We start from the raw sequence: 21,648 nt of genomic DNA on the forward strand, positions 1-21,648 counted from the left end.
GTACTTCACAAACTGAAATATACTATTTGTTACGTGCGATATTCGTAATAAATTTATAACGATCTCCACGATAAATACATTTCACGTACTCTAGCGGTATCTCACCTTCTGAATATGACCATTGACGCATTACAAGTACAGGCGCCTTTTTAGGAATATGCAGATGTTCAGCTTCATTTTCCGTCGCAACGGAAGCTTCAATTGACTGAGTAGCGCTAACAAGTTTAAAGCCCAGTTTTTTCTCTAAATGTTCATATAAAGATTGTTGCAATATCTCTTCGTTAATATCTTTTACAAGAGCTGGCGACAAATATGTCGTCTCAAAAGCAATCGGTTCATCATCAGCTAAGCGAATACGCCTCACTTCATAAACCGATTCCCCCTCCTGTATTCTCAACCGGTCTGCTATTTTAGCAGTAGCTGGAACTAGGCGGAAACTAAGTAATTGACTACTTGGGTTCATCCCACGAGAAATCATGTCTTCTGTGAATCCCGTCATTCCTTGCAATTTTTGTTCCACTTTCGGAAGTTGGACAAATGTTCCAATTCCACGCTTCCGATATAAATAGCCTTGTTCCACTAAATTATTAATCGCCTGTCTGATTGTCATTCGACTCACTTCGAACTTATCACAAAGTTCATTCTCAGATGGGATTTTATCTCCCGGCTTCCATTCGCCGTCCTCAATTAGCTGTTTCACCCACTCTTGAATCTGATAATAGATCGGAAATGGTGAATACTTGTCGATGTTCATCAGCAATCGCCTCACTGCATAAAGATAGAGCTTCTTGATCAGCGATTACGGTTACATTCGGATGACGTTGTAAAACTGTAGCCGGACACTCTTCACTATATTCACCTTGCAATAATTCTTTAACAGCTTCTGCCTTTTTAGAACCCATAGCAACAAGTAGAACTTGTTTCGCTTTCATAATGCTTCCAATTCCCATTGTAATCGCATGAGTTGGCACATCTTCTTCTTTTTCGAAGAATCGAAGGTTTGCTTGGCGTGTAGATTCTGTTAATTCAACAATGTTTGTTGGAGAATTAAACGGTGTTCCTGGCTCATTAAATCCGATGTGACCGTTTTCACCGATTCCAAGAATCTGTAGGTCAACTGGGTTAGCAGCTAGAATGCTCTCGTAACGTTTGCACTCTTCCTCTAAATCACTTGCCATCCCGTTTGGTACATAAGTTTGTTTAAATGGAAGATGATCAAACAACTGTTCTTGCATGAAATAGTGATAGCTGTTTTTATCTTCATGTGGTAAATTTACGTACTCATCTAAGTTTACAGTGGTTACACGGCTTGTATCAAGTTTATTTTTTCGCATTTCTGCATAAATACCTAATGGAGAGCTTCCTGTAGCCATTCCTAATGTTGGATTTTCTTTTGTTTTTACAACTTCTTCAATTAATTTATAACCTGCTTCTGCTAATTCTTCTGGAGTTTTTACAACAAGAATATTCATTTAATTACTTCCCTTCCTTCATATGAATTCCTAAACGAACCGTATCATATACATGTAAATCTTCATTCATCACAACAAAGTCTGCATCTTTTCCTACCGCTAATGCACCTTTATTATTTAATCCAAACTCTTCTGCTTGGTTAACTGATGTCATAAGTACTGCATCTTCGATTGAACAACCTGTAAATTCAATTACATTTCGGAAAGCTTGATCCATTTTTAGAATACTACCAGCTAACGTTCCATCTTCTAATCGAGCACTACCATCTTTTACATGTACTGGCTGTCCGCCAAGCTCATATAATCCATCTTCAAGACCTTTTGCACGCATTGCGTCAGTAATAACACTTACTTTTTTCGGTCCTTTTAACTTATATGCTAATTTCACCATATCAGGGTGAATATGAATACCATCTGTAATTACTTCAACCATTACATCTGGATTTAATAACACATGACCAACAACTCCTGGTTCACGGTGATGTAATCCACGCATTTGATTGTATAAATGTGTCGCATGTGTAATCTTTCTATTTTTTAGTTGCGCATCAATTGCATCTGTATGCCCCATTGTGCCAACTACACCAGTTTCAGCAAGATATTGTTCAAACTCTAATGCTCCCTCTTCTTCTGGTGCATATGTTACTAATTTAATTAAGTTCCCACTTGCTTCTTGCCATTGTTTAAATTGCTCAATATTTGCAGGAACGATATGTTCAAGTGGCTGTGCACCTGCACGTTTCTTTGAAACATAAGGTCCTTCTAAATGAATATATTCGAAATGCGCTCCTTTTTCTTTTGCTTCTTTCGCAGCAGTTAACGCTGCTTCAATTGCCTCTGGAGCTTGTGTCATTGTTGTTGGGAAGTAAGTTGTAACCCCTTCTTTTAACATTTCTTTACCTAGAGTTACTAACCCATCGCTATTTGCATCCATCGCATCAATATCGTATCCACCATGAATATGAACATCGATCATACCTGGAATTATAATCTTCCCTGTAGCATCAAAAACAGTTTCACTTTCTTGTGGTACATATTGAGCCATCAAACCAATTTCTTTAATGGTTTCTGCGTAACGAATAAATCCGTTTTCCACTATTTCTTGACCTGTGTAAATTTTGGCATTGATGACAATTTGCGTTTTCATTTTCATCGATCCTTTCCCATGAATTACCTACTTGTTATTATTACCTTATTCGCCTAGTTCCATCTTAATATACGCACGAGTAGTTGTCTATACATTCTAATGAAATTTCCTTTTTATTCAACAGAAAAGGAAATTTCTTACGTCTCTTATAATTATAATATATATTATTCATTTTTCCAAAAAGGGACAGTATCGCCCCCTAATATAGAAATCACTTCAACAATGGCATTAATCCGCTAGATTCTAACATAATATGTTCACCATCTGTTTCCATTTCTACTGTACGTTTATTCGTTCTATATACCATTATACCGTGCCTTTTTAAGCGTTTCACTACACTTTGGTGAGGATGTCCATACGGATTATTACTCCCGTACGATAGAATAGCAAACTGCGGTTCCACTTTTTTTATAAACGTTTCACTTGTTGAAGTATATGAGCCATGATGCCCCACTTTTAACACATCTGCATGGACATCAAATTGTTTTAATATTTCATGTTCTGTCCGTACATCCGCGTCACCCATTAATAAAAAATCCGCTTTTCCATATCGCACCTTTAAAACAATTGAGGATTCATTATTTTCATCTTTTGATTTCCCGTTGTTTAATACTTGTATAGAAACATGTGGATCCAGCGGTATATATTGTCCTTCCTTTACTGAAACGAAAGGTATCCCTCTTTTTTTTATGTTATTCCGATACGTATGATAAGTAAGAGAACTATATGTTTTTCCGCTATCTAATATAAGCGATACCGGCATTTGCTCTACAATTGGAATTAACCCCCCTATATGATCCATATCGGGATGCGTACTGACAATTACATCTAAATGATTAATCCCTTTCTCAATTAATTTCTGAATAATAACCTCTCCTGCTTCATAAGGTCCTCCATCAATTAACATTGTTTGTCCATTTGGCATTATAATAAGTGTTGCGTCACCTTGCCCCACTTTTAAAAAGCTCACTTTCATTTTACTAAGATGTTGCCGATGCATATGTAAAGGAGACGTAGTATGAATGGACATCATATACCTTTTAGCTGATGCGCTATTTAAAGAAAAACATAATAAAACAGAAACTAATAATAAAATAATCCGCATACCTCTCATAACTCGTCTCCTTTTTTCATTTAGTATGGCACTGTAAATAATTGATATACAAAAAAAGCTTAGCAAAATGCTAAGCTTTTATTTCGATATCTCTTGTAAAGAACCGAAGAATAAATCTGCTTCATTCATTTGTTCATTCTCTTCAGAAAGCGGTGGTAAATCATCTAATGTTTTCAATCCAAATGTGTCTAAAAATTCTTTTGTTGTTCCGTATAAAATAGGACGCCCTGGTCCTTCTGCTCTTCCCATTTCTTTTATAAGTAAATGTGAAACCAACGTTTGTAACGCCTTATCAGTTTTAACTCCTCTAATCTCTTCCATTTCAGTCCTTGTGATTGGTTGGCGATATGCAACAATCGCTAACGTTTCGAGGGCAGCTTGTGAGAGTGAAGCAGCTGTTGGTGTATCTATTAATTTTTGATAATATGAAGCATGTTCTTTCTTTGTAGCAAAACGATATACTTTTGCATACTGTACAATTTGCAAACCACGGTTTGCACCTTCACATTCTTGTTGCATTTCTTCTAAAATATTAATTGCTTCATTCATTTCAATTTCAAGAACTTTCGCTATTTGTTCTGGATAAATCCCTTCATCACCAGAAACAAATAAAAGGCCTTCAATAATTGACTTTTGTTCTTTCCTATCCATTTCACGAGCTCCTTCCTTCTATTTTCTCATAAAAATACACATCAAAAAACCGAATCACAATTAATGCGTTCGGTTCAATATTTTTTCTCTTGTTCCAAACGATACATTAAAACATAGCATGAGATAAAATGTTGCTATCCCATTTTCACATACTGGCTCTATGCAGATTTATTAGAGCTTGATACGAAAATTTCATCAAAATTATGTTCTTGCTCAATTATGATTTGTTGGTTTTTCATAAGTTCCAGAACTGCTAAAAATGTTACAACCATTATTTCACGTTCATCATCAACAAACAAATCATAAAAACTTTGGCGACCACCCTTTATTTTTAACTGTTTTAAAATATCAGTCATTCGCTGTTCAATTGGTATTTCTTGACGAGTAATACGTGTTGTTACAGGTTTTTTTGCCTTTTTACGGCGCATTAATTTTTGAAATGCTGCTAGCATATCATATAACGTAACATCAAGAGGTAAGCTTGTCTCCTCTTCTTGTTGCAACGATGTAAAGTCAATTGGTGGACGTGTATATAGCTGTGCTCTTTCTTGTTCTCTTTCTTTTAACTCAGTAGCAACTTGCTTATATTTCTTATATTCAATTAACCTCTCCATCAATTCTTGACGAGGATCATCTATAAAATCATCACCGTTATCAAGTACATCTTCTTCATGTTTCGGCAACAACATCTTACTTTTAATTTGTAATAACGTTGCAGCCATTACTAAATACTCACTTGCAACATCTAATTGAAGTTCTTTCATCGTATGCACATAAGATAAATATTGCTCTGTAATATCTGCTACAGGAATATTATATATATCAATTTCATAACGATGTATTAAATGTAACAATAGATCTAACGGCCCTTCAAAAGCCTCTACTTTAAAATTATATTGCACAAAGCATCCCACCACATTTTTTCTATAACAACATAAGTATAGAGCATACTCATGTTCTATCCAACCTTTTTAAGAAATTTAATTAAAAATAGACCGATGCCTATGTCATCATGCCCACCACTTCATATGATAACAGTGTAGTAAGAACAATGTAGGAGGTCAAAAAACTATGGGTCACGTTGATTGTGGTTTTAGCGGTGGGTTCGCATTACTTGTTGTACTGTTTATTTTACTAATTATTGTAGGAGCAGCTTGCTTCTGCTAATATGAACAATAACGGCTAGGGGGAAACCTCCTAGTCGTTTATTGTTCATATTTCTATGATACACTTATATGTATAACCGTTAGATAGGAGCGAGAAAACATGTATCCTACCGAATACATACAATTTTTAATTCATTTCCATGGAGATTATGACTATTTTGAATGCCACGAAATACTAGAAGAGTATTGGAAGACAAAACCAAGAGGTAATCGTGATCATTACTTAGTTGGTCTCATTCAAATTGCAGTTTCTTTATACCACCAAAGACGTGCTAATTGGAATGGTTCTACAAAAATGATGAAAAGCGCAATTACAATTTTAGAAAAAAGCGGTGTGCCTTTACAACGTTTAGGAATTAATCAAGTACAACTTCTTTCCTTGCTCAATGAAAGATTGCAATCTATCCATAAAAAAGAACGTTTTGTACCTTTATTTTTACCCTTATCAGATTCATCGTTAGAGAAGCAGTGCATAGAGTTATGTCAAAAACAAAACCTCTCTTGGAAAGACTTGAATGCTATCCCAGGTGAATATATTATAAACAAGCACACTTTGCGTGATCGCACAGAGGTCATTACTGAACGAAACGAACAATTACAAAAAAGAAAGCAGAGATAATAAACTACTTATCTCTGCTTTCACGAATGTATATTTTGTTCTAGCCCTTTACATTTTTCGCAAAAACTTGCTGTTTGCTCATTTCCGCAAATTGTAAACTCAAGAAATTTACTCTTTAACTCTTGAACCATCTTCGTCCCAATCCCCACATGACGGTGAGACGGGTTCACACTCAAATGCTGAATTTCTAATACTTGATTCTCTTTTTTTACAATCCCCATTATTCCAACAAAATCTTCATTTTCTTTCCACAAATACAATTGCCAATCATCTTTTGCTTCATATTCTTTCATTGTCAATTGTAATGTTTTCACATCTTTTTCAGTTGGCATAAACGAAAGAAGCCCCATTGCAATTTTTTCATAACTTTTTTTAAAACGAATTAACATAACCCTTATCCCTTCTTACAAAAGTTACAAACTAGTAATCCCCTCAATCACTCTTTTCATATCACATTCATTTTACAATATTTTCAACAGAGTGAGAAGAGTCTAAAACAACTTGATAATCATACAAAGCGAAAAGAAGAAAGTCAAATCTATGTTTCAGCACTATTCCTTTAATAAATAGAGTTAAAAAAAGAAAATTTTATATGGAATGGAAAGAAACATATCATTCAACAGCACTTCATTTATAGTTACTCTAAAGCAGCACAATTCTAGCAAAATTAATATAACAAAAAATATTTATTGAAACATATAATGTAATGTATTCTATGTAATTGGTTAAAGGTTTGTTCTCACAAACAATATATTTTAGCAACAATACTACTTGTATGATGAGCTGTAGAAGTAGTACTCAATCTCATTAAAAATAAAAAAGAGAGCAAAAGCTCTCTTTTTCCTTACCTTATTCTTCCCAAACTTTAACTTCTTTCATTACATCGCCTTGACGCATTTTTAATACTGTTTCAATACCGCTTGTTGCTTTACCGAATACAGTATGAACACCATCTAAATGCGGCTGTGGCTCATGAACGATAAAGAATTGGCTACCGCCTGTGTTACGGCCAGCGTGAGCCATAGAAAGTGATCCTACAAGGTGTCTATGAGGGTTTCCATCAGTTTCACATGGAATAGAGTAGCCTGGGCCACCTGCACCTGTACCTGTTGGGTCTCCACCTTGGCTTACGAAGCCAGGAATAACACGGTGGAATGTAACACCGTCATAAAATCCTTGCTCTGCTAATTTTTTAAAGTTTTCTACTGTTTTCGGTGCTTCTTCTGGGAAAAATTCCAAGTCGATTTTTTCACCGTTTTCCATTAATATGTATCCTAAAGTTTTCATACGTATATGTCTCCTTTCAACTATCTCAGCACTATATTACCACATTCATGACTAGAAACAAAAAGAATCCGACAATCTAGATACTTCTTTTTTGAAATGTGGAAAAAGCTAGGTGACAAATAAGAAATATATACTATAATAACTTTGTTGCCCGAAAATTTTAGAAAGAGAAAGGGAGCGATTTTTCGTGAAAACGAAATTACTAGCTCTGCTATTAGCTGTAACGGTATTTATGATGCCAACAGCTTCGTTTGCAGACATCATCGAGGGAGAATCAATTGTTACATTAGGAGAGAACTTATCTGAACAACAAAAACAAGATCTGTTAAAAGAAATGAAAGCACCGAAAGATGCTACAATTATTACTGTATCTAATGCGGAAGAACATAAATTTCTAGAAGGCATTGTTCCAAAAGCACAAATTGGTACGAGAGCAATTTCTTCTTCTATGATTACATACACAAAACCAGGATCTGGTCTTATTGTACGATCAAAGAACATTAACTGGGTAACAGATGCAATGTACACTAACGCTTTGATTACAGCAGGTGTAAAAGATGCAGAAATTCAAATTACTGCACCTTTTAAAGTTTCAGGAACTGCAGCTTTAACTGGATTAATGAAAGCATACGAAACTGCGTCCAATAAACAAATTCCTGAAGAAGTTAAAAAAGTAGCGAATGAAGAAATGGTACAAACAGCCCAGCTTGGTGATAAAATTGGTGAAGAAAAAGCAGTTCAACTTGTTGCAAAAATTAAAGAAGAAATTGCAAAAGAACAGCCAAAAACAACAGAAGATTTACGTTCATTAATTAAAAAAATTGCTGATCAACTCGGCATTACATTAACAGATGAACAGTTAGATAACTTAGTATCGTTATTTGATAAAATGAAAAATCTTAATATCGATTGGAATCAAGTTGGTAGTCAATTAAACAAAGCAAAAGAACATGTTTCTGCCTTTTTAGGATCTGAAGAAGGGCAAAGTTTTCTAGATAAAGTGAAAGATTTCTTCTCAAGTATCATTGATTTTGTTAAATCTTTATTCAAGTAAAAAAGAAGCCCGCCAATGACGGGCTTCTTTTTTATACAAGTAACGGTAATTTCATAACAGCCTCTTCAACCGAACGCACTATATGATTTGCTTTCTCCTTTACATATGGATGGGCATGATGAAGAGTAAATGAATGCGGGGTTACTTCAAACATAGAAATATCATTGAAAGAATCTCCAATACAAGCAACTTCATTTGCTTCAATTTGCAAATGATCCATTAGTCGCTTTAGAGCACTCCCCTTACTCACGCCTCTTGGCATAATATCAACATAGCGTTTACCTGATATAAAAACTTCCGCTTCGCCTTGAAACGTATCTCGTAGCTCTTGATCTAACGTCACAATTTTCTCTTCTTCTCCAAAAACAAACAATTTTGCAGGGTGTACAGTCTTACCAAACTCTTCTTCTAACGCTTCAATTTCAGCGATATGCACGCCCATATACGCTTCAAAATTATGGTGATGTTCATTCTTCCTTTTTGTATATCGCTGCTCATTTGCACAAACAATATCCGCTAGTCCTTTTTTATGTATATATCGATATATTTCCTGGGCAACCACATTTTCAAAACTCGATTCATGAAATAAATTTCCATCCGGAAGTAACATTGTCGCTCCATTTAAGCCAGTTGTGTAATATGGGAATGCAAACCTTTTTACAACTTCATCAATTCTGTGTGTAAAGCGGCCAGAGGCAAAACAAATATTTGTCCCTTTCTCAGCTAACCAACACAGCGCACGTTCATCTTCTTTTTGCATATGATTCACATCGTAAACGAGCGTGTCATCTAAATCACTTACAAATAATTTAATCATGTCCTCTTCCCCTTCCATACACAATATCTACTCTAAGTGTACACAAAAAATGTTTGATTTTTGTTAAAAAATAATAAATTTTTGCTAAAAAAAATAAACGGGTGTATAATCCCGTTTATTTTTGTCTTTTTACATTTTGAGGTCTTACAATACTTGGTCGTACTTTTAAACTAGACATCGTTGGACGGAGTAAAATTTTTGTTAATGCGCCCCAATCAAATGGTAAAAACGGCCATAAATAAGGTGTTTGTAAACTTTTTATAGACGTTAAAAATAAAATTAATATCGTCATACCAATTACAAATCCCATCTCATGGAAGAGGCCTGTTAAAATAATAACAAACAATTTCCCAACCTTATTCCCTAATCCTAATTCATAACTCGGTGTTGCATATGCACCAATCATCGAAACTGCTACATACAAAATTACTTCTGGCACAAACAAACCTACATCAATTGCAATTTGACCAATTAATATAGCGGAAATCAACCCTGCTGCAGACGATAACGGCGTTGGAGTATGAATGGCTGCCATCCTTAAAAACTCAAGTCCGACCTCTGCCATTAACACCTGTAATAAAATTGGTAAATGCGTCATCTTAGTCGGTCCAATAAAAGCAAGATTTGCTGGCAAAAGAGTTGGATCAAATACAAACACTAACCAAAATGGTAATAAAAATAACGAGAATATAACACCTAAAAAGCGCACCCAGCGTAAAAATGTACCGACAGCTGGATTTTGTCTAAACTCTTCCGCGTGCTGTAAATGATGAAAATATGTTGTCGGTGTAATCATAGCACTTGGCGATGTGTCAACAAGTACTAACACATGTCCTTCTAGTAGATGATTTGCTGCTACATCTGGCCTTTCTGTATATCGAATAAGTGGAAATGGGTTATAGCTTTGCTTTACAACAAATTCTTCTACTGTTTTATCCGCCATCGTAATTCCATCTACATCGATGTTATTTAATTCTTGTTTTATAATCTTTACTAAATCTGGATTTGCAACATCTTGAACGTATGTAATGCAAATATCCGTTTGTGATCTATCTCCTACTCGAACCATTTCATTTCGAAGACGTGGATCTCGAATTCTTCTACGGATTAATGCTGTATTTACAACGATATTTTCAACAAATCCATCCCTTGCACCGCGTACTACCTTTTCGGTATCTGGTTCTGTCGGCGTTCGCCCTGGATAACTACGAACATCGATTGCAAACGCTTCCGTTTCACCTTCCACAAATATCACGATGAGTCCTGATAATACTTGGAGCATTACCTCATCCATCGTTTTCACTTTACTTACTTGTTGATGGATTAAGCGATTCTCTAAAAGCTTCACTGTATCTTCTTCTACATCCCTTATCTCATTTGTATCCACCGCTTCTTCTAAAATAGGGATAATATAATTCGTATCACAAAGTCCGTTTACAAATAACACACCAATTTCTTTATTCAAAATTTGAAATTTACGAATGCCAACATCGTATGTAACGCCTAGCCCAACTGTCTGCTTTAAATAATTTTCATTGTCACTTATGAAAGTTGATATAGGGATATCCACTTTTTTAGGCTTCGTCATAAAAACCACTCCTTTCCAAAATTAATTGAATTGCTTTCTTCGTAATAGGTGATCCCCTCTCCCATTCATCATTTCCACACATCTTACCAATGTCACCGACTCCAACGATGACAGGAACATTCAAGTCATCTAAACAATAAATTGTATCTCCGCTAATTCTGCCAATTTCGCCATCTGGAAGTCCAAATTTATCAACACCGTATTCGGTTAAATTCCCGTTCCGATCTACACTTACATCTACACGTGCCCATTCCCAATGATGCGTATTAGACGCTACCGCTAAAATACCGAGCACATCAATTTGTTTATGGGTAGCCACATATTTTAAAGCCTTTTCACCAGATCCTTCTCCAATAAATCCACTGTCATCAAACATGACAAATACAGGGTCATATGGCGTTTGCATAATAAGCTCAACAACTTTTTTCCCTGTCAATTTGGTTGGATTACTTTGTGATGCTGAAATACACCTTCCCCCAAATTCCTTCGTTAAAAGCTCAATTGTCCGCTTTGCATATTCATCTCCATCTGTGACCAAAACAACCCTTCGTCTCATTTGATTTATCCTTTCGGTTTACATATAAGTGCTATAAAAAACGAAAACAATATCGCTGCGGAAATGCCCGCAGACGTTAAACTAAACATGCCAATACCAATTCCTAAATATCCATGTTTTTCTGCTGCATGCATTGCTCCGTGCAATAGTGAATGTCCAAAACTTGTAATAGGGACTGTTGCTCCAGCACCTGCAAACTTTATTAGTTTATCGTACAATCCAAATCCATCTAAAATTGCTCCGATGACTACAAAAGTTGCCATTAAATGAGCTGGTGTTAACTTTACGAAATCTAACAATAGTTGCCCAATTAAACAAATAACTCCACCTACAAGAAATGCATATATAAAATCCACAATTCACTCTCCTTTAACTCTCTCAAATACGACACCATGTGCAATTGTTGGAATCGTTTCCTTCTGTTGCATCATCATCGGGCTTAATAATGCACCAGTCGCAACGACAAAAATTCGTTGTAAATTCCCTTTTTGCATCTCGTGTAATAAATGACCATATGTGACAACTGCTGAACAAGCGCAACCACTACCACCTGCAAACACTTCTTCTTGACTTGATTCATAAATCATCAATCCACAATCATTGTATATATGCCCAAGATCATAACCTTCCTCAAGTAAAAGTTGTTTCGCAATCGGCGTCCCAACAGCTGATAAATCACCCGTAACAATCAAATCATAATCATCGGCACTTCTTCTTAAATCTTCAAAATGTTGTTGAATTGTATGAGCTGCTGCTGGAGCCATCGCTGCCCCCATATCCAAAGGATTTGTAATTCCTAAATCTTGCACTTTTCCAATTGTAGCTGACGTAATTTTAATTGCACTTTTTTCATTGCTAATTAATATAGATCCTGCACCAGTCACAGTTGAATTTGCTGTCCCTGGCTTTTGTCCACCGTACTCTGTTGGATAGCGAAATTGTCTTTCAGCCGTTGCATTATGACTACTTACTGTCGCTAAGACACGATTTGCAAATCCACCGTCTATAAAAGCTGAGCCAACTGCTAAAGTCTCCATAGACGTCGCACAAGCGCTAAACATTCCTAAAAAAGGAATGCCCCACTTACGCGCAACATAATTTGCTGTCACTGTTTGATTTAATAAATCTCCCGCTAAAAAGAAATCAATTTGCGATGTTTTTATATTCCCTTTTTGCACTGCTTGTTGAATTGAGTCTGACATTAATCTTCGTTCGGCAAGCTCCCAATTTTCTTCTCCACAATGCAAGTCACCATATGAAATATCAAATTTTTTCCCGAGAGGGCCCTCAGCTTCTTTCGGACCGACAGCAGTACCCGTTGCATTCACATATATATCATTTTGAAATACCCACGTTTGTTTTCCGGTCAACCTCATACTAGCCCTCCTTTAAGACATAAAAATTTTAAAGGTATACCTTATTAACCCAATGATATATGCACCAACAACCCCAAATACAATCACACTTCCTGCCAGTTTAAACATATTTGTAGCAATCCCTAGAACAACCCCTTCGCTCTTATGTTCTAAGGCAGCGCTCGCCATAGAATTTGCAAATCCTGTTACCGGTACCGCTGATCCTGCTCCAGCAAATTGACCGATTTTATCATATACACCACACCCTGTTAAAATCGCGGATAATAAAACAAGGGTTGCAACAGTTGGGTTTCCTGCCTCTTGTTCACTGAAGTGAAAATAATGTATATAAAATTTCATCAATACTTCTCCAACTGTGCAAATGAGTCCACCTACAAGAAATGCTTTGATACAATTTAGTAAATAGTTTGGCTTTGGATGATACTCCTTCACTTTATTTATGTAATCATCCTTCAATTTCTGACTTGTCATTTATATACTGCCTCCTACTTTACGAAATAAATCCAGTGAAACAACGATCCTATTACTTTTCCAAGTACAAGAGCAACGAGTAAAACAATAATCTTCCCCTCTACCCCTACTCGTTTCGCTAAAATAGGCAGAACATTTAACACCTCTGTTAATGCCGCAGCAAGCATTCCGATGAATGTGCCACAAAATATCCCTAATATAACGAGCCAATACTGCGACGTTTGAAATGTAATGTTTTTCAAACTGCACCAAGCCCCTGTTAAAGTACCTGCAATGACTGCCCACTCAAAATATTGAATATGCTTTCCACTTCTCGTTAATTGGGCTAAACGGGGGATTATACCAAGTACAGCTAAAAATGCGACATATCCGCTACCTACCGCAATCCCTCCAGCTAAACCAATTAAAATAACAAATCCAGACTCAATCATCGGCAAGTTGTTTCATATTATCCTTGTTTTCATTAACGATTACATACTGATCAAGTGACTGTTGGTATTGAAACATCTCAACTTCTAACGGACTCGGCTCTTCATTAATTCGCTTTTGAAATACATGATTAAAAAATAAAACCATCCCTAAGCCAAGACCTAAAGAATAAGGGATTTGAAATAAAAGTGGTTGCGCATTAAATTCTCCAGTAATCATGTAATATAACCGTTGATGTACTTGTTGCATACTTACATCTTCATGGAAATAAATGATCGCAAGGGCCGCTCCAATGAACAGTAACAGCCATACAAGCCCGAAAAAAATTGGGTGTGTCTTCTTTTTTTCGTATATAATTTCAACAAGAGTTTGTCCAGAACCGAGTAAATTAATTTGTACATGAGATGCTTTCTGTTGAATAATCTCAATTACTTTCATAACATCAATTACAACATGCGTCTTATCATGCGCTGTTATTTTGTAAACTATCTCATTTTGTAACAACTCAACTACGGAAGAATCTCCGGCAAGTTGAGCAACATCGCCCAGCTTTACTTCATAAGTAGGAGAAACTTTTAAACGATTGCGCATTTTAATATAAATCGTTTGTTCCAACTTTCATTCACCCCTTCACTCTTCCTCGTAGTTGTAGTATGGTTATTGAATTTTTTTCTAATACAATTTTTTCATAAAAAAACATCTGCACCATTTCGGTACAGATGTTTTTTACTTATGCCTTTTTCTTAAATAAGTTTACAATACTTAATGCAAGCCCTCCCCAAATGACTACTATTCCAATAACCATCATCATAATCGCTGATCCACTCATTATGAAACACCTCGATCTTTCCATTCTTTTTCAAGCTTGGCAGAATCCGAATGAATTTGTGCATCCCATTTTTTCAGGCCAATGATTATTGCAACTATGAGGAATGCTGCTGCTATCGACCAACCATACGTTACAACAAACTCAGTCGGATAATCTCCGTAGTTCTTTTTAATATTTTGGATTGTACCATCAATTAGCATATACCCTAACATAAGCGGAGTAATAACGAGTAAACTCACTCTCCAAAACGTTCCTAATTTAATATCAGATACAAAGTTTGCATGATTTTGATAAACTGGTAAACGGCGTAAAATGAGCCCTATCGTAACTACTTCCGCAAGTGCAATTGTAATTAATCCGAAATTATTAGCGAAATAGTCGACAACATCTAAGAACATAAGTCCACCACGTGTTGCAAAAACAAGAGAAACTAACACGAGAAGGGTTCCCATAATTCCAATAGTTTTTTCCCGACTTAAACTGAATTTTTCAGATACAGCGGCAAAGCATACTTCCGCGAGTGAAATAAGTGATGTAATTCCAGCAACCGTTAACGATAAGAAAAATAAAACACCAAACAACGGTGACATCGGCAATTCATTAATAATTTGGGGAAATACTACGAACGCAAGCCCAACGCCAGCACTTGCTACTTTATCAACCGGTACTCCCATATTATTTGCCATAAATCCAAGAGCTGCAAAGACCCCAATACCTGCTAATAATTCAAATCCTGAGTTTGCAAATCCAGTAATAAAGGCATTATTTGTTGTATCCGAGTTTTTCGGTAAATAACTAGAATACGTAATCATAATTCCAAATGCTAAAGATAAACTAAAGAATATTTGACCGTAAGCAGCAAGCCATACTTTCCCATCAAAAATACGACTCCAATCTGGTTTAAAGAATGCATCTAGTCCTTGCATAGCACCTTCCATCGTCACTGCACGAACAACGATAATAAGGAACATAACAACTAATAAAGGAATAAATATACGGTTAACAACTTCGATTCCTTTTTTAACTCCTTTAAATGCAACGCCAAGCACAATAATCCAAACGAGAGCTAACGGAATTAATACTTCTGGTACAAGTCCTCCAAATTGTCCTGGCTTATCTGCAACATGTAAGTACTCTTTAAATAAAAATGATTGCGTGTCTTTTCCCCATGCTCCAGTAATTGCAAAGTATGTATACGATATAGACCAAGCAATAATCACTGCATAATATGTTGAAACAATAAATGTTACGCACATTTGCCACCATCCAATAAATTCTGCACGCGGGCTAATACGGAAAAATGTAAGTGGTGCTGAGCCACGATGACGATGACCAAGGGCAAACTCAAACGCTAACAATGAAATACCAGTCGTTAATAATGCAAATAAATACGGTAAAAAGAATGCTCCTCCTCCATTTTCATACGCTGTATAAGGAAAACGCCATATGTTTCCTAATCCAACGGCAGATCCGACCGCTGCGAAAATAAATCCAGCTCTCGTTCCCCATTGTTGCCTCGTTTCCATGTTTCCTTCCCCCTTTATGACAAGTTCATACTTGGATTATATTTTAAATTGACTAAATTATCAATAAATTCTGTTAATTTTTGCGAAAATTAACATCTCTCTCCTATTAACGGCATAAAAAAATCGAATAGACAATTATTCGTCTATTCGATCTTTCATCTGTTTTAATATTTTCTTTTCAAGTCTTGAAACTTGTACTTGCGAAATGCCTATGCGCTCGGCTACTTCTGACTGTGTTTGATCTTTATAGTAACGCAAGTATACAATTAAGCGCTCTCGTTCATCTAGTTCTCTAATCGCTTCTTTTAAAGCGATTTTATCGAACCATTTCGTTTCAGATTGATCTGCAATTTGATCTAAAATAGTGATTGGATCTCCATCGTTTTCATATACAGTTTCATGTATAGATGAAGGGGCCCGGCTCGCTTCTTGTGCTAGAACAACTTCCTCTGGCGTTAGTTCTAGTGCCTCTGCCACTTCATTAATCGTTGGAGCCCTTCCGAATTCTTTCGAAAGCTCATCTCTCATCTTTCGAATTTTGTTTCCTGTTTCTTTTAAAGACCTACTAACTTTCACTGATCCATCATCGCGTAAGAAACGTTGTATTTCACCAATAATCATTGGAACTGCATATGTTGAAAATTTCACGTCGAAAGATAAATCAAATTTATCTACCGATTTCAAGAGCCCAATACATCCAATTTGAAATAGGTCGTCTGGTTCGTATCCTCGATTAAGAAACCGCTGTACAACCGACCAAACGAGGCGCATATTACTTTGAACGATTGTATCTCTCGCTTGTTGATCTCCATCTTGACTTTTTTGAATTAACGCTTTTAGCTCGTGGTCCTTTAACTGAGGTTTCTTCTTCTCATTTTTGACCTCTATGTCCATAGGCTATTCTCCTTAATTGCATAGAGCGTTACTATTTGATAAGTATTTTGTCAAATGGATTGTTGTCCCGAAAGATTCGTTTGAAATAACTTCTACTTCATCCATAAAATTTTCCATGATAGTAAATCCCATTCCGGAACGCTCTAATTCAGGTTTAGTTGTAAAAAGGGGTTGTCTCGCTTCATCTAAGTTAAAGATTCCAATCCCTTCATCTCGAATCGTGAGTTTCACCATTGCTTCTTCCAAAATTACAGAAATATAAACAATACCTTCTGCATTTCCTTCGTATCCATGAATAATTGCATTTGTAACCGCTTCTGACACAACTGTTTTAATCTCCGTTAATTCTTCCATCGTTGGATCTAGTTGTGCAATGAAAGCCGCCACTGTAACGCGAGCGAATGATTCATTTTGACTTAATGCTGAAAATTGAAGGTTCATTTCATTTCTCATCTATGCCACCCCCAACGTCGCGAGCGCGTGCGCTTCACTTTCTTCTAAGCGAACGATTTTGAATAAGCCCGACATTTCAAATAAACGCTTAACAGGCGGTGAAATTGCACAAACAACCATTTCTCCACCTAATCCCTTTACGTGTTTATATCGGCCTAATATAACACCTAGACCAGAACTATCCATAAACGATAAGTTCTCTAGGCTCAAAACAATATGATGAACACCATGTGTCTCAATCATATCTGTTACTTTCGTTCGCAACTCTTCAGCCGTATGATGATCTAATTCACCCTCTAGTCTCACACATAGGACGTCACGTTTTACTTCTAATTGCATGGAAAGACTCACACGATTTCCTCCTTATGCTCAAACTTTACTTATTCACATACATAAAGATTTTCGTGATACAAAATAAGAATCCTTCCTGCTGACAAAAGAAGAACTATTTCGTCATAAAGTGAAACCTTTCAGCATTATTCACTTACATACGAATAGAAAAGCGGCAAAATATTTGCCGCTATTTTGATGTTGAAAACATCCCAAAACTTCTTTTAAATAACTCCCACCAGCTCGCTGCAGCAACATCTTCTTTTGCTACAATTGTTTGTTTTAATAAAACATCTTTATCTTTTTTAATAACAAGGGTGCCAAGCGCGTCACCTTTTTTAATCGGTGCTTTTACTTTCTTTTCAGCAATTACTTCTTGTTTTACCTTGTCCATATTCTCGCCCTTCTTCATAAGAAGAGAAACATTATCTGACGCAACTAAATCTACTTTTTCTTTTTTCCCTTTTCCTACTTGAACTGTCTTAATTTTTTCGCCGCGCGTATACAATTTCTTTGTCATATATTGTCCAAATGCATAGTCAAGAAGCTTTGTCACTTGGTTGTTCCGTTCTTTTGATGTTGGTGCTCCCATGACAACTGAAATGACACGCATACCATTTTTTTCAGCCGATGCTGTTAAACAATATTTCGCTTCTGTCGTAAAACCTGTTTTTACTCCATCTACGCCAGGATAAAAACGTACTAGTTTATTCGTATTAACGAGCCAAAACTTTTTATCCGTATCTTCACGTAAATAATCTTCGTACTTACCTGTGTATTTACGAATAAGTGGATACTTCATCAATTCTCTCGCCATTATAGCCATATCATTTGCTGTCGAATAATGGTCTTTGGCCGGAAGACCTGTTGGGTTTTGAAAATGTGTATTTTTCAGCCCTAAATCTTTCGCCTTTTTGTTCATCATATTTACAAATCCTTCTTCTGAACCTGCGATGTGCTCGGCTACCGCAACAGATGCGTCATTTCCAGATGCAATTGCAATACCCTTTAACATCTCATTTACAGTCATCTCTTCCCCAGGTTCTAAAAAGATTTGCGATCCACCCATTGAAGCTGCATGTTCACTCGCTCTAACTTTATCGGTCAGTTTTAATTTTCCTTTTTCAACTTCTTCCATAATTAAAAGCATTGTCATAATCTTTGTCATACTAGCAGGTGGTAATTTTTCATTTGGGTTTTTATCAAATAAAACTTTACCTGTATCTTGCTCAATTACGATTGCTGACGACGCTTGTTCCGCTAACTTCGGCGTTGTTTCTTCTGTTTTCTCTGGCTTCGTTTTCTCAGATTGCGCGAAACTCACTGAAGTTCCAGAAAGCAATAACATGAAACAAACAAGTATTCCAAAAACTCGCTTCATGACTAACCCTCCATTCTATATCAGACCTATTTTTTCCAATTTATCTTTTTTTAATACCAATTTTTTCTATTATTTTCAGTTGACAAATACATTCGTCCCCTATATTGTATTAAGTGTATTACATATAGTAGTACACTTAATACATATGAGGAAGGAGACATTGCTCTTGCATATTCAACTTGACCCAAGAAGCAACACTCCGATATGGGAACAAATTGTTCAAAATATAAAAGAACTCGTATTGAAAAGCATGTTGGCTCCAAGTGATAAACTTCCTTCTGTACGCGAACTCGCTTCTTTACTCGTTATAAATCCAAATACAGTGAGTAAAGCGTATCAAGAGTTAGAGCGACAAGGAATTATTGAAACGTTACGAGGAAAAGGAACATTTGTATCCCAATCGATTACCCCAACATTAGACGAAAGGAAAATCGCTATGGTTGAAAAGCAATTTCATCAATTACTATTAGAAGCCTCTTATCTTGGTGTTACGAAAGATAAAATTCATGATTGGATAGATTCATACTATAAAGAGATTGGAGGAAATACGGATGCTGAAAGTGACAAGCTTGAAGAAAACAATTGATACTCAAACAATTTTAGACGATGTTTCTTTCACATTACAAAAAGGTAGTATCATCGGGTTACTTGGAAGAAACGGCGCGGGAAAAACAACTTTATTACGAACGATGGTCGGCATTTTAGACCCAGACGAGGGAACTGTTACATATGAGGATATCGACATTCATAAGAATCCTGAAACGAAACAAAAAATCGTATATGTTCCGGATTCTACTAACATACTGAACGGTTATACAGTAAAAGAAATCGTGAAGTTTTATAAAGCAGTTTATACAGCTTTTGATGAACCATATTTCTATGAACTACTAGAACATTTCAACTTACCAAATAAACGAATTCGTAGTTATTCAAAAGGAATGAAAGCACTGCTTGCCATCATTTTAGCTGTTGCTGCAAAAGCAGAATATATTATTTTAGATGAACCAACAAACGGACTTGATCCTATCGTTAAAAGACAGATTTTACAGTTTCTCGTTGGAGAAGTTGCAGAAAAAGAAATTACCATTTTCATCTCTACCCATCATTTAGATGAAGTGGAACAAATTGCAGATACAATCATTATGTTAAAAGGACATACTGTAGCATCTATTACGTCACTAGACGATGCAAAATCACAATTTGCAAAAATACAAGTAGCTTACGAGCGTTCATTACCTCAAAAACTAGAAAACTTAAGCAATATTAAAATATTAAATCAAACAGGAAAAGTATATACAATCTTAATTGAAGGAAATGTGACTACAACACTCGAGAAGTTTTATAAAGAACAACCACTGCTCATTGAAGAATTAACAATGTCACTTGAAGATGTCTTCGTTACGACACTGGAGGAGGATGGATATGTTTCATAAAGCGTTATGGATGTGGAATTGGAAGCGTGGGAAATATGCTGCGTTACTATTCTTCTTTAGTTCGCTTTATCTTCTATCTCTCGGATACTATAGAAGTGCTCAGATGGAACTCGATAAATATTACGAATTACAAGAAAAAGGGGAACAGTATTATTATTTTTATACCTTTTCTGCACGAGATGGTAATAGTTTTTGGTTAACTGTTCTTATCATTGCTTTAGCCTGCTTATTGATAGGATGGGAACGTAGCAACCAATCTAATACACTACTTATGACGATGCCATTTAAAAGAAAACATGTTTTCTTATCTAAATGGGCTTTCGGTTCCTTCTGTATTGTGAGCTCGTTACTTATAAATTGGATTATTATGTATGTTATTTATAGAACAACTATCCATTTTGATTATCAATCATTTAGTCCACTTCACCGATACTTTCTTTATGCGATAGTTTCTTATGTTGCAGTCTATACAGCTGCTCTATGTATCGGTACTTTTACTGGAAGTATTGTTTCACAGGTCATTTTTTGCATTCCATGGCTACTAATGGGCCTTACATTTATTCCACTAGTGTACACTTTTACACTAAACCATTTAGAGGCTACCGATACTAAAAATAATAAATTAGATCAACAACTATATGAAATCAATCAAAAAACAAATATAGTTGTACCAATATATCGCTTTTCTATTGATTATAACTATCAGCCAGATTCTCGGAAGAGGGACAACGATCCAACTACTTTAAGAAATCCAGCATCTCACGTATATTATTCAGCCAAATCAATGTTAGTCCCTATTTTCTATACAATATTTTATTTACTACTTGGGACATATTTATATGTGCGTTCACCAAATGAAAATAGTCAAAGGATATTTATTTTCCAAAAACATTTAAAAATATGTATATGGGGGACAACCATTTACTTTTCATTACTAGGTGGCTATAAAATCAATCAATTTTATTTCTTACCTAACTACTATATCAGTTTGTTTCTCGCTGGAATCATTACTTATGTTGTATTATCACGCCTAACAAATTATAAAGTTTTTTAAA

The 21,648-nt window shown here is 35.8% G+C and carries 28 protein-coding genes; 6 read left to right on the top strand and 22 right to left on the bottom strand.

The genetic code is table 11. The features are described from left to right. Positions 1–22: 22 nt before the first annotated feature. The 6 genes from GD442_RS19540 to scpA all read right to left on the bottom strand — a co-directional run bounded on the left by GD442_RS19540 (position 23) and on the right by scpA (position 5,286). Positions 23–754, bottom strand: a complete 732-nt coding sequence (locus GD442_RS19540; protein WP_014894892.1) for a GntR family transcriptional regulator — start codon at positions 752–754, stop codon at positions 23–25. Continuing rightward, positions 684–1,472: a glucosamine-6-phosphate deaminase gene (gene nagB / locus GD442_RS19545; RefSeq protein WP_001024210.1), complete on the bottom strand. Its 789-nt coding sequence runs from the start codon at positions 1,470–1,472 to the stop codon at positions 684–686. The genes GD442_RS19540 and nagB overlap by 71 nt, the downstream gene beginning before the upstream one ends. 4 nt (positions 1,473–1,476) lie before the next feature. Next, on the bottom strand, positions 1,477–2,619 hold the full coding sequence (gene nagA / locus GD442_RS19550) for an N-acetylglucosamine-6-phosphate deacetylase (protein ID WP_002164437.1): 1,143 nt from the start codon (positions 2,617–2,619) through the stop codon (positions 1,477–1,479). A 211-nt stretch (positions 2,620–2,830) separates the two neighbouring features. Continuing rightward, positions 2,831–3,733 (bottom strand): ComEC/Rec2 family competence protein, encoded by a 903-nt coding sequence (locus GD442_RS19555; protein ID WP_001214826.1) that lies wholly within the window; start codon positions 3,731–3,733, stop codon positions 2,831–2,833. A gap of 78 nt (positions 3,734–3,811) precedes the next feature. Next, complete coding sequence (gene scpB / locus GD442_RS19560; RefSeq protein ID WP_000375168.1) at positions 3,812–4,384, bottom strand: segregation/condensation protein ScpB; 573 nt, start codon at positions 4,382–4,384, stop codon at positions 3,812–3,814. Positions 4,385–4,542: 158 nt separating this feature from the next. Then, entirely contained in the window at positions 4,543–5,286 is a 744-nt protein-coding gene (gene scpA / locus GD442_RS19565) for a segregation/condensation protein A (protein WP_001199753.1), read from the bottom strand. A gap of 169 nt (positions 5,287–5,455) precedes the next feature. On the opposite strand from scpA, the gene GD442_RS19570 reads away from it, so the two are divergent. Continuing rightward, positions 5,456–5,551 carry a YjcZ family sporulation protein gene (locus GD442_RS19570; protein WP_000510194.1) on the top strand — a complete coding sequence of 32 codons (96 nt, stop codon included), beginning with the start codon at positions 5,456–5,458 and terminating at the stop codon, positions 5,549–5,551. A 99-nt stretch (positions 5,552–5,650) separates the two neighbouring features. After that, entirely contained in the window at positions 5,651–6,169 is a 519-nt protein-coding gene (locus GD442_RS19575) for a DUF309 domain-containing protein (RefSeq protein WP_000283597.1), read from the top strand. 20 nt (positions 6,170–6,189) lie between these two features. Here GD442_RS19575 and ribT read toward each other — a convergent pair whose 3' ends face one another. Both ribT and GD442_RS19585 read right to left on the bottom strand, forming a co-directional pair. Continuing rightward, positions 6,190–6,558: a GNAT family N-acetyltransferase RibT gene (gene ribT / locus GD442_RS19580; protein ID WP_000908401.1), complete on the bottom strand. Its 369-nt coding sequence runs from the start codon at positions 6,556–6,558 to the stop codon at positions 6,190–6,192. Positions 6,559–7,018: 460 nt separating this feature from the next. Next, complete coding sequence (locus tag GD442_RS19585; RefSeq protein ID WP_000853782.1) at positions 7,019–7,456, bottom strand: peptidylprolyl isomerase; 438 nt, start codon at positions 7,454–7,456, stop codon at positions 7,019–7,021. Positions 7,457–7,643: 187 nt separating this feature from the next. Here GD442_RS19585 and GD442_RS19590 point away from each other — a divergent pair, with 187 nt between their 5' ends. Further along, on the top strand, positions 7,644–8,510 hold the full coding sequence (locus GD442_RS19590) for a DUF1002 domain-containing protein (RefSeq protein ID WP_000850515.1): 867 nt from the start codon (positions 7,644–7,646) through the stop codon (positions 8,508–8,510). A 31-nt stretch (positions 8,511–8,541) separates the two neighbouring features. On the opposite strand, the gene GD442_RS19595 is transcribed toward GD442_RS19590, so the two are convergent. The 14 genes from GD442_RS19595 to dacF form a co-directional block, all read right to left on the bottom strand. Beyond that, positions 8,542–9,345: a Cof-type HAD-IIB family hydrolase gene (locus tag GD442_RS19595; protein ID WP_002000777.1), complete on the bottom strand. Its 804-nt coding sequence runs from the start codon at positions 9,343–9,345 to the stop codon at positions 8,542–8,544. A gap of 97 nt (positions 9,346–9,442) precedes the next feature. After that, a complete protein-coding gene (gene spoVAF / locus GD442_RS19600) occupies positions 9,443–10,915 on the bottom strand; it encodes a spore germination protein SpoVAF (RefSeq protein ID WP_000165595.1) in 1,473 nt (490 codons plus the stop codon). Then, complete coding sequence (gene spoVAEA / locus GD442_RS19605) at positions 10,902–11,471, bottom strand: stage V sporulation protein SpoVABEA (RefSeq protein ID WP_001254415.1); 570 nt, start codon at positions 11,469–11,471, stop codon at positions 10,902–10,904. The genes spoVAF and spoVAEA overlap by 14 nt, the downstream gene beginning before the upstream one ends. 5 nt (positions 11,472–11,476) lie before the next feature. Next, entirely contained in the window at positions 11,477–11,827 is a 351-nt protein-coding gene (spoVAE, locus tag GD442_RS19610; protein ID WP_000345916.1) for a stage V sporulation protein AE, read from the bottom strand. A gap of 3 nt (positions 11,828–11,830) precedes the next feature. After that, positions 11,831–12,847, bottom strand: coding sequence for a stage V sporulation protein AD (spoVAD, locus tag GD442_RS19615; RefSeq protein ID WP_001241166.1), 1,017 nt, complete (start codon positions 12,845–12,847; stop codon positions 11,831–11,833). Between the two features lie 12 nt (positions 12,848–12,859). Then, positions 12,860–13,318, bottom strand: coding sequence for a stage V sporulation protein AC (gene spoVAC, locus GD442_RS19620; protein WP_000203810.1), 459 nt, complete (start codon positions 13,316–13,318; stop codon positions 12,860–12,862). 14 nt (positions 13,319–13,332) lie between these two features. After that, the gene (gene spoVAB, locus GD442_RS19625; protein WP_000572936.1) at positions 13,333–13,749 is read right to left on the bottom strand and encodes a stage V sporulation protein SpoVAB; all 417 of its coding nucleotides are present in this window, start codon (positions 13,747–13,749) and stop codon (positions 13,333–13,335) included. Continuing rightward, positions 13,742–14,362: a stage V sporulation protein AA gene (locus tag GD442_RS19630; protein ID WP_000438369.1), complete on the bottom strand. Its 621-nt coding sequence runs from the start codon at positions 14,360–14,362 to the stop codon at positions 13,742–13,744. Before GD442_RS19630 ends, spoVAB begins: the two co-directional genes overlap by 8 nt. A gap of 115 nt (positions 14,363–14,477) precedes the next feature. Beyond that, a complete protein-coding gene (locus GD442_RS19635; RefSeq protein ID WP_000016828.1) occupies positions 14,478–14,576 on the bottom strand; it encodes a methionine/alanine import family NSS transporter small subunit in 99 nt (32 codons plus the stop codon). Then, positions 14,576–16,102 carry a sodium-dependent transporter gene (locus tag GD442_RS19640; RefSeq protein ID WP_000450088.1) on the bottom strand — a complete coding sequence of 509 codons (1,527 nt, stop codon included), beginning with the start codon at positions 16,100–16,102 and terminating at the stop codon, positions 14,576–14,578. Before GD442_RS19640 ends, GD442_RS19635 begins: the two co-directional genes overlap by 1 nt. A 135-nt stretch (positions 16,103–16,237) precedes the next feature. Then, a complete protein-coding gene (gene sigF / locus GD442_RS19645; protein ID WP_000350729.1) occupies positions 16,238–16,996 on the bottom strand; it encodes an RNA polymerase sporulation sigma factor SigF in 759 nt (252 codons plus the stop codon). A 12-nt stretch (positions 16,997–17,008) separates the two neighbouring features. Beyond that, complete coding sequence (spoIIAB, locus tag GD442_RS19650) at positions 17,009–17,449, bottom strand: anti-sigma F factor (protein ID WP_001243398.1); 441 nt, start codon at positions 17,447–17,449, stop codon at positions 17,009–17,011. Continuing rightward, on the bottom strand, positions 17,450–17,800 hold the full coding sequence (gene spoIIAA, locus GD442_RS19655) for an anti-sigma F factor antagonist (RefSeq protein ID WP_000059135.1): 351 nt from the start codon (positions 17,798–17,800) through the stop codon (positions 17,450–17,452). Positions 17,801–17,969: 169 nt separating this feature from the next. Then, positions 17,970–19,160, bottom strand: a complete 1,191-nt coding sequence (dacF, locus tag GD442_RS19660; protein ID WP_000831981.1) for a serine-type D-Ala-D-Ala carboxypeptidase DacF — start codon at positions 19,158–19,160, stop codon at positions 17,970–17,972. A gap of 166 nt (positions 19,161–19,326) precedes the next feature. Here dacF and GD442_RS19665 point away from each other — a divergent pair, with 166 nt between their 5' ends. The 3 genes from GD442_RS19665 to GD442_RS19675 are packed head-to-tail and all read left to right on the top strand — an operon-like array spanning position 19,327 to position 21,647. Further along, positions 19,327–19,746 (top strand): GntR family transcriptional regulator, encoded by a 420-nt coding sequence (locus tag GD442_RS19665; protein WP_000548045.1) that lies wholly within the window; start codon positions 19,327–19,329, stop codon positions 19,744–19,746. After that, entirely contained in the window at positions 19,712–20,593 is an 882-nt protein-coding gene (locus GD442_RS19670) for an ABC transporter ATP-binding protein (protein ID WP_000922165.1), read from the top strand. The genes GD442_RS19665 and GD442_RS19670 overlap by 35 nt, the downstream gene beginning before the upstream one ends. Next, positions 20,583–21,647, top strand: a complete 1,065-nt coding sequence (locus tag GD442_RS19675) for an ABC transporter permease (RefSeq protein ID WP_000468523.1) — start codon at positions 20,583–20,585, stop codon at positions 21,645–21,647. Before GD442_RS19670 ends, GD442_RS19675 begins: the two co-directional genes overlap by 11 nt. Position 21,648: the final 1 nt, after the last annotated feature.

Origin of the sequence: Bacillus sp. A260, from assembly GCF_009861435.1 — a bacterium.
GTDB classification, from domain to species: domain Bacteria; phylum Bacillota; class Bacilli; order Bacillales; family Bacillaceae_G; genus Bacillus_A; species Bacillus_A cereus.

Coding starts and splice junctions, on each gene's coding strand:
- GD442_RS19540 (WP_014894892.1), bottom strand. CDS start 754: ATGAACATCGACAAGTATTCACCATTTCCGATCTATTATCAGATTCAA.
- nagB (WP_001024210.1), bottom strand. CDS start 1,472: ATGAATATTCTTGTTGTAAAAACTCCAGAAGAATTAGCAGAAGCAGGT.
- nagA (WP_002164437.1), bottom strand. CDS start 2,619: ATGAAAACGCAAATTGTCATCAATGCCAAAATTTACACAGGTCAAGAA.
- GD442_RS19555 (WP_001214826.1), bottom strand. CDS start 3,733: ATGAGAGGTATGCGGATTATTTTATTATTAGTTTCTGTTTTATTATGT.
- scpB (WP_000375168.1), bottom strand. CDS start 4,384: ATGGATAGGAAAGAACAAAAGTCAATTATTGAAGGCCTTTTATTTGTT.
- GD442_RS19570 (WP_000510194.1), top strand. CDS start 5,456: ATGGGTCACGTTGATTGTGGTTTTAGCGGTGGGTTCGCATTACTTGTT.
- GD442_RS19575 (WP_000283597.1), top strand. CDS start 5,651: ATGTATCCTACCGAATACATACAATTTTTAATTCATTTCCATGGAGAT.
- ribT (WP_000908401.1), bottom strand. CDS start 6,558: ATGTTAATTCGTTTTAAAAAAAGTTATGAAAAAATTGCAATGGGGCTT.
- GD442_RS19585 (WP_000853782.1), bottom strand. CDS start 7,456: ATGAAAACTTTAGGATACATATTAATGGAAAACGGTGAAAAAATCGAC.
- GD442_RS19595 (WP_002000777.1), bottom strand. CDS start 9,345: ATGGAAGGGGAAGAGGACATGATTAAATTATTTGTAAGTGATTTAGAT.
- spoVAF (WP_000165595.1), bottom strand. CDS start 10,915: ATGACGAAGCCTAAAAAAGTGGATATCCCTATATCAACTTTCATAAGT.
- spoVAEA (WP_001254415.1), bottom strand. CDS start 11,471: ATGAGACGAAGGGTTGTTTTGGTCACAGATGGAGATGAATATGCAAAG.
- spoVAD (WP_001241166.1), bottom strand. CDS start 12,847: ATGAGGTTGACCGGAAAACAAACGTGGGTATTTCAAAATGATATATAT.
- spoVAC (WP_000203810.1), bottom strand. CDS start 13,318: ATGACAAGTCAGAAATTGAAGGATGATTACATAAATAAAGTGAAGGAG.
- spoVAB (WP_000572936.1), bottom strand. CDS start 13,749: ATGATTGAGTCTGGATTTGTTATTTTAATTGGTTTAGCTGGAGGGATT.
- GD442_RS19635 (WP_000016828.1), bottom strand. CDS start 14,576: ATGAGTGGATCAGCGATTATGATGATGGTTATTGGAATAGTAGTCATT.
- GD442_RS19640 (WP_000450088.1), bottom strand. CDS start 16,102: ATGGAAACGAGGCAACAATGGGGAACGAGAGCTGGATTTATTTTCGCA.
- sigF (WP_000350729.1), bottom strand. CDS start 16,996: ATGGACATAGAGGTCAAAAATGAGAAGAAGAAACCTCAGTTAAAGGAC.
- spoIIAB (WP_001243398.1), bottom strand. CDS start 17,449: ATGAGAAATGAAATGAACCTTCAATTTTCAGCATTAAGTCAAAATGAA.
- dacF (WP_000831981.1), bottom strand. CDS start 19,160: ATGAAGCGAGTTTTTGGAATACTTGTTTGTTTCATGTTATTGCTTTCT.
- GD442_RS19670 (WP_000922165.1), top strand. CDS start 19,712: ATGCTGAAAGTGACAAGCTTGAAGAAAACAATTGATACTCAAACAATT.
- GD442_RS19675 (WP_000468523.1), top strand. CDS start 20,583: ATGTTTCATAAAGCGTTATGGATGTGGAATTGGAAGCGTGGGAAATAT.